The 12,381-nt window shown below is 66.7% G+C and carries 11 protein-coding genes; 1 reads left to right on the forward strand and 10 read right to left on the reverse strand.

The window, feature by feature from the left end; genetic code table 11:
- Positions 1 to 205: 205 nt before the first annotated feature.
- The 9 genes from G6N46_RS12990 to G6N46_RS13030 form a co-directional block, all read right to left on the reverse strand.
- Positions 206 to 1,075, reverse strand: a complete 870-nt coding sequence (locus G6N46_RS12990; RefSeq protein ID WP_061001750.1) for a polysaccharide deacetylase family protein — start codon at positions 1,073 to 1,075, stop codon at positions 206 to 208.
- Between the two features lie 86 nt (positions 1,076 to 1,161).
- Positions 1,162 to 2,475: an RNA 5'-3' helicase PhoH2 gene (locus G6N46_RS12995; protein WP_061001774.1), complete on the reverse strand. Its 1,314-nt coding sequence runs from the start codon at positions 2,473 to 2,475 to the stop codon at positions 1,162 to 1,164.
- Positions 2,476 to 2,665: 190 nt separating this feature from the next.
- Entirely contained in the window at positions 2,666 to 3,487 is an 822-nt protein-coding gene (locus G6N46_RS13000) for an acyl-ACP desaturase (RefSeq protein ID WP_061001751.1), read from the reverse strand.
- A 93-nt stretch (positions 3,488 to 3,580) separates the two neighbouring features.
- Entirely contained in the window at positions 3,581 to 5,587 is a 2,007-nt protein-coding gene (locus tag G6N46_RS13005; RefSeq protein WP_138248180.1) for a hypothetical protein, read from the reverse strand.
- 29 nt (positions 5,588 to 5,616) lie between these two features.
- Entirely contained in the window at positions 5,617 to 5,910 is a 294-nt protein-coding gene (locus G6N46_RS13010) for a hypothetical protein (protein WP_138248179.1), read from the reverse strand.
- 326 nt (positions 5,911 to 6,236) lie between these two features.
- Entirely contained in the window at positions 6,237 to 7,445 is a 1,209-nt protein-coding gene (locus G6N46_RS13015) for a PucR family transcriptional regulator (protein WP_138248178.1), read from the reverse strand.
- Positions 7,446 to 7,518: 73 nt separating this feature from the next.
- Complete coding sequence (locus G6N46_RS13020) at positions 7,519 to 8,991, reverse strand: glycine hydroxymethyltransferase (protein WP_138248177.1); 1,473 nt, start codon at positions 8,989 to 8,991, stop codon at positions 7,519 to 7,521.
- A gap of 49 nt (positions 8,992 to 9,040) precedes the next feature.
- Positions 9,041 to 9,499, reverse strand: a complete 459-nt coding sequence (locus tag G6N46_RS13025; RefSeq protein WP_135355684.1) for a hypothetical protein — start codon at positions 9,497 to 9,499, stop codon at positions 9,041 to 9,043.
- 6 nt (positions 9,500 to 9,505) lie between these two features.
- Positions 9,506 to 10,738, reverse strand: coding sequence for a DUF885 domain-containing protein (locus G6N46_RS13030; protein ID WP_110783765.1), 1,233 nt, complete (start codon positions 10,736 to 10,738; stop codon positions 9,506 to 9,508).
- A gap of 63 nt (positions 10,739 to 10,801) precedes the next feature.
- Here G6N46_RS13030 and coaA point away from each other — a divergent pair, with 63 nt between their 5' ends.
- Positions 10,802 to 11,740 (forward strand): type I pantothenate kinase, encoded by a 939-nt coding sequence (gene coaA / locus G6N46_RS13035; RefSeq protein WP_061001757.1) that lies wholly within the window; start codon positions 10,802 to 10,804, stop codon positions 11,738 to 11,740.
- 74 nt (positions 11,741 to 11,814) lie between these two features.
- Here coaA and G6N46_RS13040 read toward each other — a convergent pair whose 3' ends face one another.
- Positions 11,815 to 12,216, reverse strand: a complete 402-nt coding sequence (locus tag G6N46_RS13040) for a hypothetical protein (protein ID WP_138248176.1) — start codon at positions 12,214 to 12,216, stop codon at positions 11,815 to 11,817.
- Between the last annotated feature and the right edge of the window lie 165 nt (positions 12,217 to 12,381).

The raw sequence follows: 12,381 nt of genomic DNA on the forward strand, positions 1-12,381 counted from the left end.
TCGCGATGACCAACCACCGGTGGTGATTGAACCCAGGGACGTCCAGCGGCCGGAAAAGGTACCTGACTTCAGTCAGGGCAGCCACGCCCCACCACGATTGAAGCCACGTACATCTGATGCTCGAGGCACCCACGTATATGTCGCGGCCACTCAAAACGTTTCGGGTTGTCGATGCGAGCGCGTACCTGAAACCGCCCCGGCGTGACTACTGACCGTTGTTCGAGCCGCCGGAATTGGCACCCGGGATGTCGGTGATCGGGATGTTCGGCATCGGCGGCGGCGACGGGGTGTTGGGCAGCGTCGGAATCTCGGCCGGCGGGATGTCGGTCAGATCGTTGACCGGCGGGCCGTTCTCCCGGCTGCCGTAGCTGGTGCCCGGCTCGCGATGGCCGATCATGTGGCTGACCGTCACCAGGTGATAGCCGTTGGCCTTGAGCACCGGGATGAACTGCTGCACCAGGTCGACCGTCGACGAGTAGGTGTCGTGGAACAGGACCACCGAATTCGGCTTGATCTGCGTCATCAGCATGTAGCGGGTGGCCGCGGTGTTGGAGTCGTTGGCCCAGTCGAACGGGATGACGTCCCAGTTGATGTCGGCCAGGCCCTGCTTCTTGGCCTCGGCGAGCACCTGGTCATTGATTAGGCCGCCGGCGGTGCGCACCAGCTTCGGCCGCTGCCCGGTGGCCTTCTCGATGGCGTCGCCGGCCTTGCTGAACTGGCCCGCGATGAACTCCGGCGGGATGGTCGTCATGTTGGGGTGTTCCCAGGTGTGCTGACCGAGCTCCATGCCGGCCTCGACGACGCGCTTGGCGCCGTCGGGGTTGGCGGCGACCTTGTTGCCGATCTCGAAGAACGTCGCCTTGGCGTCGTTGTCCTGCAGGATTTTCAGCAGCCGGTCGGTGTACGGGCTGGGACCGTCGTCGAACGTGAGCGCGACGCACTTGTACTTGCTGCAGTCGACTTCGTCGGCCTTGGCGACATTGCCGGTCTGACACCCGACCACGACGATCGTCACACCGGCACACACGCCGAGGACGGTTCGCCAGTAGGGCCAGGCCTTGCTCTCGCGTCGCACCCAATCACCTTACCGACGCCGCGATTTGTGCACGAAAACCCGCGTTCAGCGCGGAAAATCGTGCACAAATCGCGGTCCGGCTCAGGTCACGGCAGGGTGCCGGGGCTGATCTCCTCGAGCATCTCGGTGACCAGCGCGGCAATCGGCGAGCGTTCGCTGCGCATCAGGGTGATGTGCGCGAACAGCGGGTGGCCCTTGAGCTTCTCGATCACCGCCGCGACGCCGTCATGCCGGCCGACGCGCAGGTTGTCGCGCTGGGCGACGTCGTGCGTGAGGACCACCCGAGAGCCCGAGCCCAGCCGGGACAGCACGGTCAGGAGCACGTTGCGCTCCAGTGACTGGGCCTCGTCGACGATGACGAACGAGTCGTGCAGCGAGCGGCCGCGAATGTGGGTCAGCGGCAACACTTCCAGCATTCCGCGGGACAGCACTTCTTCCAGCACGGCCGGGCTGGCCAGGCCTTCCAGGGTGTCGAAGACGGCCTGCGCCCACGGGCCCATCTTCTCGCTCTCGCTGCCCGGCAGGTAGCCGAGGTCTTGTCCGCCAACGGCATACAGCGGCCGGAACACCACGACCTTGCGCTGGGTGCGGCGCTCGAGCACCGCCTCGAGCCCGGCGCACAGCGCCAGCGCCGACTTACCGGTACCGGCCTTGCCGCCGAGGGAGACGATGCCGACGGATTCGTCGAGCAGCAGATCGAGGGCGACGCGTTGTTCGGCTGACCTTCCCCGGAGGCCGAACACTTCGCGATCACCACGAACTACCTGCACGCGCTTCTCGGCGTTGACCCGCCCGAGCGCGTGCGATGTGCCACCGAGCAGCCGGATGCCGGTGTGGCACGGCAGATCCCGCGCTTCCAGCAGGTCGACCTCGCCGTCGGCGAACAGTGTGTCGATGTCTTCCGGGGCGGCGTCCATCTCGGTCATGCCGGTCCAGCCCGACGTGACGACATCCTGCGCGTGGTACTCGTCGGCAGTCAGGCCCACCGCGCCGGCCTTGACGCGTAGCGGAATGTCCTTGCTGACCAAGGTGACTCGCTTGCCCTCGGCGGCGAGGTTTGCGGCGCACGCGAGGATCCGGTGGTCGTTGGTGTCGGTGCGGAAGCCCGAGGGCAGCACCGACTGGTCGACGTGGTTCAGCTCAACCTGCAGCGAACCACCTTGCGTCCCAACAGGAATCGGCTGATCCAGTCGACCGTGTTCCAATCGCAAGTCATCGAACATGCGCAGGGCCTGCCGGGCGAACCAGCCCAGTTCGTGATGGTGGCGTTTACCCTCCAGCTCGCTGATGACCACCAGGGGGACAACCACTTCGTGCTCAGCGAAGCGCGTGCATGCCCAGGGATCGGACAGCAACACGGAGGTATCGAGCACGTAGGTACGGACCTGCGAATCAGACACGTGGCGCTCCTCGGCCCGTGCGGCCCCACACGAGTACTTCGGTGGACGCAGCGGTACCTGGACCGGGGCCGGTCCCAATCTCTAATCGGGTACCGCCCGGATAGCAGAGCAATTCGCTAGCCATCACCGGCGACGCTACCCCCGGCAACGGCCGCGCGCTCACTGGCGCGCCGTGACTCTTTTGTGACGTCTAGATGAACTGAGCGAGCGACGGTTCGTCGCTCAGCCCCCACGCCTTGATGCGGTCGGAGATGACGGTGCGCAGCGCCGTGGCGTCGAAGATGCCGGCGTCAGCAACGACCTGGACCTTGTCCTGGTAGGCGTCGATGTCCGCACCGATGACCTCGAGGCCGGCGGCCCGGGCCGCGATGGCGGCGATGGTCTCGTCGCGGTGCGTCTCCAGCAGGTGCGTGACGAGGTTGGCAAAGAACTCCTCGTGACGTTCTTCGTCGCGGGCGATGCGGCCGGCCATGGCGGCAAGCACGGGTTCCTCGATCTGGGCCTGCAGGTTGCGGGTGAAGACGGCGTGCGCACGCTCGAAGAACGCCATGAAGACCAGCGTCTCGATCTGGCTGTACTTGTCGGCGCGGTAGCCCTTCATGACGTGCTCGACGCGCACGTCCTCGTTGGCGGTCGGGTCGATCTGACGGGTGACGACCAGGTAGTTGCGCAGCGCGATGGCGTGCAGGTGCTCTTCGGCGGTCCAGCGACCCAGCCAGCGGCCCCACTTGTCCTCGAGGATGAAGTGCTCGACCAGTTCGCGGTGGTAGCCCGCGAGGTTGTCCTTGGTGATGAGCAGGATTTCCAGCGCATCGGTGACCGGCTTGGGCAGCGTGACGCTGGAGGCATCCCAGTCGGTGCCGCCGAGGAAGGCGAAGTTTTCACCCTGCTCGAACGGCACGTAGTCGTGGGCGTACCAGGCTTCCTCAGTCGCGAGGTGCCGGGACAGCTCGGTGTCCACCACGGGCTCGAGCTCGAGGGTCAGTGCGTTGGCAACCGGTTTCTCAGCCATGAAAGTAACTGTAACCCGAGTTCACATGTTTTTGAAATCAACACCGCACAAACGGGGACCGGTGTCGCCCGGTCCCCGTTCGCCCGCAGACGGCTACTTCGTTGTGCCCGAACCTGCGCCTGCGGTCTTTCCGCCGCCACCAGCAGAAGCCGAATTCTTACCTTCAGTGTGCTGCTTGCTTTGTGCGGGTTTGGAGTCCTCCGGGCCACTCGTGTGCGTGGCGCCAGAAGTGCTGGAACCCTTGGCAACCTTGGACGGCTTTCCATTGGCAGGTTTCGATCGCTTCCCGTACTTGGGCTGCTTGACGTGCTGCGTGCCGTCGGTCTGCTGGTTCTTACCATTGGTGGCCGCCGGCTTGGCCGACCCCTCGGCCGCCGGGGTGTCAGACGGTTTCGCAGGGCTGCTCGCCGGAGTGCCCGCCGGGTCTGCAGCTGTCGGTGCTGCCGGGCTAGCGGGCTGTGCCGTCGGTGTTGTGTCTGCCTCATGTGTGGTCTTCGCTGTCGGAGTCACGTCCGCGCCGAATGTTGCTGCGGTCGGCGCCGGCGTCCCGGTCGGTGTTTGTGACGTGGGGTTGGCCGCGGGGATCGCGCCGCGCAGCCCACCGACCAGCATGTGCCCTGTGGTGCGGCCGAGGTCTCCGAGCTCCTTGACGACCGTCTTGATGTTGCCCATCGTCAACGGCGAGTAGCTGTCGGCGCGGTTCAGCGCCACCGACAGGTCGTCACGCGCGTTCAGGAAGCCTGCAGTGACGCTGGTGCTCGGGTCGGTCAAGGTCTGGTTGATGATTGTGCCCAAACCTTGGATGCCATTGCCCAGCGCCGCGACCACGGCGGTGATGTTCCCGGAAGCGAGGCCGGCTCGGATTTGGGTGAGGGTCTGGTTGATGAGTAGGTCGCACCGCAGAGCGGACAGGACCATGGGATTCACGATGTCCTGGACCGCCAACGGAATGTTCTGCACGACAGCGGACAAGCTGCCGACGGGGTTGGCGAAGATGCCGCGGGCGAGGTCGACGTAGTCCGGGTTGAGGGCAGATTGCGTGATCCGGTCCAGGACGGACGGGACGTTGCTCTGGCTACCGAATATCTCGTTGAACTTGTCGGTGCCGACCGCTGCCCTGATCTGATCGAGCTCCAAATTCGCCGTCGCCCAGCCAGTGGGCACGTTGTTCTGGTTGTGCACGTAATTGAATTCGAACATCCGCCGTTTGAGGCCGGCCGCGTACTGCTGCGGGGTGACGGTCGGGGTATCGGCCGGCAAGTGCAGACGGACATCAGAGATCGGGACTACTTGGGCCGTCACCGCATCATTGTCGAGCGTGCCGTTGACGTCCTGGAACCGGAGCGTGACGGAGCCGTTGACGACGCCTCCGTTGTCCAGCCAGTTCGCGACGCCGGGGTTCGTGGCGCTGACGACGTAATAGGTGTAACCGTCGTCTGCCTGAAAAATGTTGCTGCCGTTGAGGCTGCTCTGCGCGGTCGCATACGGCAGATCCAGCTGCCAGATATTGGTCAGCTGGGCAGCCACGTAGCCGGCCGAAACGGTGGGCACCTTGACCACGAGTGCCTGGTCTGGCTGCAGGTTGAAGTGTCCGATGCTGGTCAATTGCCCCGGCAGAATCGGGCCGCCGACCGCCGAAGTCGTCGGCTTGATCACGGTGAAGGTGTTTTCCGGTACTGCGGCCCAGACCGCCTGAATTCCCTTATTCGTGACGCTGGAATTGAACCCGGAGACATTGTCCGCGACGCCGGCCAACACCGCCGCCACCTGGCTTTCTGACAGCACCGGCAGCTTGAACTGCGACGATGAACTCTGCTGCTTGATGAGGATCGTGTCGTGCGGAATGCCCCAGTCGGTGGTGGTATCGCGCATGAGGATCGTCTGGGCGCCGGTGCTGTTCACCCAGTTGCCCGGTTGCTGGTCCGGACTGATCACCACGGTGTACGTGCCGTCCGCATTCGGTGTGAATTGCGTCAGGTCATAGCTGACACCGGTCGAGATGAACTTCCCGTCCATGATGTTCCCCGACATCGGAACGAAGGTCACCACCTTGGTGCCAGGGCGAGGGGTGATGGTCACCGTGTACGACTCGCCCCGCACGGCCAGCAGCGTGTACTTGTTGTCCGCCGTCAGGTCGTTCGAGAACGGCAGAGGCTCGGCAGACGGCGCGTTCCAGGGGCGGTGAGAAATTCACCGTTGCGGTCGTAGCCGTTGATCCGGTTCTGTTCATTGAGCGCACCGAAGAGCACGCCCATCGCCAGGGCCTGGCTGTATTGCGGCAACGAACTCACGTCGGACGGTTTGATGAACGGATAGTTGCTGTTGGTGGCGATGATCTGCTGCTGTTGGGCGAGGATCTGATCTGTCACGGCCTGGTAGCTGTCCGCGGCGAACGCCTGCGGGGCGGTGAGCGCTGCGACCATGGCGCCGGCGACAGCGGTCGTGGCGATGCCCCGCCGCCTGGCCCGGGACCGGCGCCGTGCCGCCCGGTTGGCGGCCGCTACCGGCTGATCGTCCCCTGCCGTATTCGACCGCCAGGTATGGCCCAACTCAGACATTCTTCGCCCCTTCGTGATGGGTCTGCCCGGGTGGCTGACTCAGCGTGAACGCCCGGGGTGTGATGTGGTGAACAGCTCGACGAAATTGTCGTCCCCGTCACAATATGAGCGATCGCTGTGCTGACCAATGGGTGCTCAGACCAGGGTTTCCGCGCTCACATGTGCAAAATGCACATCATCCTGGCGTGAGCTCAGGAAGCCGGCGAAAGCACCCGCGCGCCGTACCACCGGCAAATCTCCAGAGCCAGCGCGACCGTCAGGGTGTCGGCGTCCAGGCGCAGGCCGTATAGGTCGACGGCCTGCTGCACCCTCAGGTACACGGTGTTGCGGTGGAACATCGTGCGCTTCGCGGTCTCGGTGTAGCTGCAGTTGGCGGCCAGGAAGGCCCGGATGGTCTCGCGTAGCTGCTCGCACCGCGCATCGTCGTCCGCGAGCGAGCCGAGGACGGCAGCGACGAACGCCGCGAGGTCGGCCGGCTCGTCGGCCAGCAACGCGACCGACGCGACATCGTCGAAGAGCACGACCTGCGGTGCATGGGGTGCGAACCGGGCCAGTTCCTTGACCCGCGCCGCCGTGCGCGCTGCTGAGCGGAAACCCTCCAGCCCATTGCCTCGGCGACCGACCGCGGCACGTAATCCATTGATGCACAATCGCTTTGCAAGCTCTTCGTGATCCACGCGGGCGGCGATGGGCAGGCGCAACCAGATGCGCTGTTGCGACTCCCCGCCGGCGACGAGGACGTCGTCGACGCCAGGCAGTACCTGGCGCAGGACCGTCACCACTTTGGGCAACGCGTCTGCCGCGGTTGTGTCGTCCGCCCATGCCTCGACCGCGAGATGACTGCCCGACAGCCGGTAGCCGAGCGCCGATTCCGCTTGTGCCACATCAGGTTCGGGATCGTTGAGCAAGCGGGCGATCCACTGCCGCCGGATCGCCTCGTCGGTGCGGACGCGCTGCGTCAGCCGGTCCTCGTACAGTGCGGTGATCTGCTCGGCGACCCGACCGTTGTGGGATCCGCTGAGATTCACCACCTCGATCATCGCCGCGGCCACCCCGGGCGCCGTGGCCGGCATCTCCGCCAGACATGCGCTCAGCATCAATCCGTGCCCGATGCGGTAGGCCTTCAGGACCGCGGACAGCGGAACACCGTCGGTCACCGCCCGCTCGACGTTGGCGATGGCGCGGCTCGACGGCGAAATGCTCTGCGGGTCAATCCCGTTCGCCAGAACGTCCAGGAAGAGATCCAGGCTCTCGGTGGCGTTGACGGCGACGATCTCGTGGAAAGACGGGTCACTGAGCTCGGGTACGGCGGCCAGGATCTCGGCGATCACACCGGCGATGAAGGCGTCCTTGTCCCGGGCGAAGTACTCGATGATCGCGGCCAGCGCCTCACTGCCCATCTGCCACCTCCTCGGCCGCAGCTCACGCTACCGAGGTGTGCACCGCGCACACCTCGGTTTCAGCGCGCCAGAATCAGAGCGTCAGGCCCGGGTACAGCGGGTTGGCGTCCAGCATCTCGGCCGAAGCCGCGCGGACGCGGTCGGCGGTGCCGTCGGCCAGCGTGTACTTCGCCTTCGACGGGCCGTTCGGGCCGGCGTCGGCGGAAGCGTTCTTGAGCACGTCGACCACCAGCTCGGAGACCTTGTCGAACTCGTCGGCGCCGAAGCCGCGCGTGGTGAGCGCCGGGGTGCCGAAGCGGATGCCGCTGGTGTACCAGGCGCCGTTCGGGTCGTTCGGGATGGCGTTGCGGTTGGTGACGACGCCGGCGTCCAGCAGCGCCGACTCGGCCTGCCGGCCGGTCAGACCGAACGACTGCACGTCCAGCAGCACCAGGTGGTTGTCGGTGCCACCGGTGACCAGCGTCGCGCCACGCTTGAGGAAGCCCTCGGCCAGCGCCTTGGCGTTGTCGGCGACGTTCTGCGCGTAGCTGCGGAACTCGGGCTGCCGCGCCTCGGCGAGCGCGACGGCCTTGGCGGCCATCACGTGCGACAGCGGGCCGCCGAGCACCATCGGACAACCCTTGTCGACGGCCGGGGCGTATTCCTCGGTCGCCAGGACCAGACCACCGCGCGGGCCGCGCAGCGACTTGTGCGTCGTGGTGGTGGTGACGTGGGCGTGCGGCACCGGGTCGTCGTCGCCGGTGAACACCTTGCCGGCCACCAGGCCCGCGAAGTGCGCCATGTCGACCATCAGGGTGGCGCCGACCTCGTCGGCGATCTCGCGCATCTTGGCGAAGTTCACCCGGCGCGGGTACGCCGAGTAGCCGGCGACCAGCACCAGCGGCTTGAACTCGCGGGCCGCGGCGGCGACGGCGTCGTAGTCGATGAGGCCCGTCTGCGCGTCGGTGCCGTAGCTGCGCTGGTGGAACATCTTGCCCGAGATGTTGGGCCGGAAGCCGTGCGTGAGGTGGCCGCCGGTGTCCAGCGACATACCCAGCAGGCGCTGGTTGCCCAGCTTGTTGCGCAGCTTCTCCCAGTCCGCCTCGGACAGGTCGTTGACGTGCTTGGCGCCCAGTTCAGCCAGGCCCGGAGCCTCGATGCGGGTGGCCAGGATGGCCCAGAAGGCGACCAGGTTGGCGTCGATGCCCGAGTGCGGCTGCGCGTAGGCGTACGGGGCGCCGAACAGCTCGCGGGCGTGCTCGGCGGCCAGGGCCTCGACGGTGTCGACGTTCTGGCACGCGGCGTAGAACCGGTGCCCGACGGTGCCCTCGGCGTACTTGTCGGAGAACCAGGTGCCCATGGTCAGCAGCACGGCCGGCGACGCGTAGTTCTCGCTGGCGATCAGCTTCAGCGAACTGCGTTGATCCTCAAGCTCTTTGCGGGTGGCCGCGGCGACCCGGGGCTCGACCTGCTCGATGACCCGCAGCGCCGCCTGGTAGGCCTCGCTGGCGGTGGCGGCGTACTCGGCACCCAGGCCGGCGTTGGACACGGAAGCGTCAGAGGTCATGCCCCCAGACTAATCCGCTGGTCGCATCGCTCCCGCCCCAGGGTGATGCCTAGCCGGGGTGCGGAAACGGCGGCTGGGCGGGCGCGAGGCCACGGCTGAGCTTGGAGAACAGCACACACCACGCGACGGGCCCGGCGATGACGCAGGCCGACCACAGCGCCAGGCTCACGGTTTCCGACCAGGACGGCTCGCCGAGCAGTTTCATCAGGATCGACGACGTGGTGCCGCTGTCGCCGCCGTCGGCGCAGAACACGCCGAAGCCGAACATCGCCGACCACACGGTCACCTGCGCGCGGGTCTGGGCAGGCGTCAGCTCCCGCCCGGGCAGCTGCCGGATCATCCTGGTCGTCATCGTCAGACAGATCAGCAGCGCCGGCGAGACGAGGACGACGAACACCGTCATCCAGCCCAGCGGCGCGAACACGCCCCGCCCGATCGCCATCCATACCACCAACAAGACGTTGAGCGGCATGGCCTTTCCGGCGCTGTCGCGCCGCAGGGTCGCCACCGGCGGCTAACTCCGCAGTGACGACGGGATCAGCGGCTCGTCGAGCAGGCGGCCGAACCGCGTGGTGAGGCTGACGTCGGCGGGCCGGGCGTCGAGCCAGCCCCGCAGCAGCCGGTACCCCTCGACGTAGGTCGACGTGTACGCACGCCACAGCGGCGACGACAGGAACCGCATGGACTGCCGGGCCCGCTCCGGGCTGGTCAGCAGCCAGCGCTGCAGGAAGGCGACGACGTCGTCGGTGTCGCGGTGTTCGTCGTGCAGCATCAGTGCGGCGTCCTGGCGGACGTCGGCCAGCGCGGCGCTCGCCGTCGAGATCGCTTCGGCGCGTTCGCCGTCGAAGCGCAGGCCCAAGTCGGCGTAAATTTCCGAGGCCCACGCCCCCCAATCCGGACCGATGGCGGCGTACAGCGCCAGGTCCGCCAGCCCCTCGGCCATCAGGCACTGCGGCGTGTTGACCAGGAAGATCGTCTGCTCGGCCTGGCCGCCCAACTCGACGAGGCCGGCTTCTTTGCGGCAGTGCTCGGTGTGGTGGCCCGGGTACGACTCGTGCGCCACCAGCCGCGGCAGGTTCGACATCTGCTGCTTGAGGTCGGCGTTGACCGCGACCGTGGACCGGTAGTTGCCCTCGTAGTAGTTGAAGCCCGACCACGGCTTGTCGGTGACGATCTCGTAGTTGATGGTCTCGGCGTCCGGCAGCGGGAAGTCGGCGCGGACCCGGTCGCGCAGCGCGGACGAGAACGCGTGGATGCACTCCTCGAGGCGCTCGGGCGGAATCTCCTCACCGGAGCGGTGGGCCTGCATGCGCTCGACCAGCGGGCCGCTGCCGCCGAGCGCCTCGTCGAGCAGGCGATGCGCCTCGCGGTACTTGTCCTCGTCACCCTTGGTGATGTCGACATCGAAGTAGTCGCGGACCTCGTCGACGAAGCCGACGTCCTCCCCCGCGAACTTGCGCCCCGCGCAGTCCAGGGCCCGCAGATGTGCCTTCAGGTAATCCGCACGCTGCGCGTCCAACCCGGAGCCGTCGACCTCGCCGTGCAACCGGCGGGCCTGCCGGGCCAGCGTCGCGGGGTCCGGCGCGGGTTCGTCGGCGACCTGCTTGCGCAGTGCCGGCTCGCCCGTGAACGAGTCGACGTAGCCCTCCTCGATGCGGTCGAACCGCAGACCCAGCAGCAGGTATTCACGGATCAAGGCATCGGCGGCGGTGTCGGGAACCGGCATCGAGGTATGCCCAGTGCTCATACCCGCCCACGTTAGCCGGTACCCCCGCGTTCATCGCCCGGCAATGACTGCAAGACTGGGCACATGCCGCGGCCGAGCGAGCCGAGTCCCTACGTCGAGTTCGACAGGCGCCAATGGCGCGCGCTGCGTATGGCGACTCCCCTCAAACTCACAGCTCATGAGCTGCTGGGCCTGCGCGGTATGGGCGAGCAACTCGACCTGCTTGAAGTCGAAGAGGTCTACCTGCCCCTGGCCCGTCTGATCCACCTGCAGGTCGCCGCCCGGCAGCGCCTCTTCGCCGCGACCGCCGAGTTCCTCGGCGAACCGCAGCAGAACCCCGACCGTCCGGTGCCGTTCATCATCGGCGTGGCCGGCAGCGTCGCCGTCGGCAAGTCGACCACCGCGCGCGTGCTGCAGGCGCTGCTCGCCCGGTTCGGCCACCACCCGCGCGTCGACCTCGTCACCACCGACGGCTTCCTGTACCCGAACGCCGAGCTGATGCGGCGAAAGATCATGCACCGCAAGGGCTTTCCCGAGAGCTACGACCGCCGCGCGCTGATGCGGTTCGTCACCGCGGTCAAGTCGGGCGCCGACCAGGCGTCGGCCCCGGTGTACTCGCACCTGATCTACGACATCGTGCCCGGCGAGAAGGTCGTCGTCCGGCACCCCGACATCCTGATCATCGAGGGCCTCAACGTCCTACAGACCGGGCCGGCGCTGATGATCTCGGACCTGTTCGACTTCTCGGTGTACGTCGACGCCCGCATCGAGGACATCGAGCAGTGGTACGTGTCGCGGTTCCTCGCGATGCGGGCGGGCGCCTTCGCCAACCCGCAGTCGCACTTCCACCACTACTCGACGCTGACCGACGAGCAGGCCATCTTCGCCGCCCGCGACATCTGGCAGTCCATCAACCTGCCCAACCTGATCCACAACATCCTGCCGACCCGGCCCCGCGCCACGCTCGTGCTGCGCAAAGACGCCGACCACGCCATCAACCGGCTGCGCCTCCGCAAGCTCTAGACAGCGATTTGTGCACGATTTGTGCACGATTTTCCGCGGTAGGCGCGGAAAATCGTGCACAAATCCCGGGGTGATCAGGCGCGGCGGACGCCCTGGTACTGCAACTCCGCCATCGCGAGCGTGTAGACGGCGCTGACGATCATCATGGCCACGCCCGTCGTCGTCAGTGGCCAGACATCGTCGACCACGGCCAGCACCGCGGCGATGGTGAAGACGACGTTGGCGATCGCCACCGCGATACCGGGACGACGCACCGCCGCCATGGTCGAGAGCCCGTAGACGCCGACGCCGTAGACGACGAGGACCGTGGCCAGCACGTATACGGCCGGCTGCGGGATGCCGGACTCCGATGCGATCGCGCCGGCCGCGGCCGCCAGGATGACGCCGCCGGTGCCGCTGATGAGCGCGTCGGCCCGCAGGGCCAGCCGCAGCAGGCGGTCGGAGCGGACGCGGGCGGGTGCGGTGATGGTGGTCATGGAGTTTCCTAATCGTTTAGTAGGGATGGATTACCGGTCCTGATGACCGGGGTTTGTTCCTGACGGGGTCTGTTGCCAGGTGATGCCTGATGTGTCCCGTCGTTCGACGACTTACGAAAGAACGGCGCGCCTGGCAGCAGACCCTGTTCGGTGGTGGTGGGATTC

The organism is Mycolicibacterium phocaicum (assembly GCF_010731115.1).
GTDB lineage: Bacteria > Actinomycetota > Actinomycetes > Mycobacteriales > Mycobacteriaceae > Mycobacterium > Mycobacterium phocaicum.

Coding starts and splice junctions, on each gene's coding strand:
- G6N46_RS13020 (WP_138248177.1), bottom strand. CDS start 8,991: ATGACCTCTGACGCTTCCGTGTCCAACGCCGGCCTGGGTGCCGAGTAC.
- G6N46_RS13015 (WP_138248178.1), bottom strand. CDS start 7,445: ATGGGCAGTGAGGCGCTGGCCGCGATCATCGAGTACTTCGCCCGGGAC.
- G6N46_RS13010 (WP_138248179.1), bottom strand. CDS start 5,910: ATGGTCGCAGCGCTCACCGCCCCGCAGGCGTTCGCCGCGGACAGCTAC.
- coaA (WP_061001757.1), top strand. CDS start 10,802: ATGCCGCGGCCGAGCGAGCCGAGTCCCTACGTCGAGTTCGACAGGCGC.
- G6N46_RS13000 (WP_061001751.1), bottom strand. CDS start 3,487: ATGGCTGAGAAACCGGTTGCCAACGCACTGACCCTCGAGCTCGAGCCC.
- G6N46_RS13030 (WP_110783765.1), bottom strand. CDS start 10,738: ATGAGCACTGGGCATACCTCGATGCCGGTTCCCGACACCGCCGCCGAT.
- G6N46_RS13040 (WP_138248176.1), bottom strand. CDS start 12,216: ATGACCACCATCACCGCACCCGCCCGCGTCCGCTCCGACCGCCTGCTG.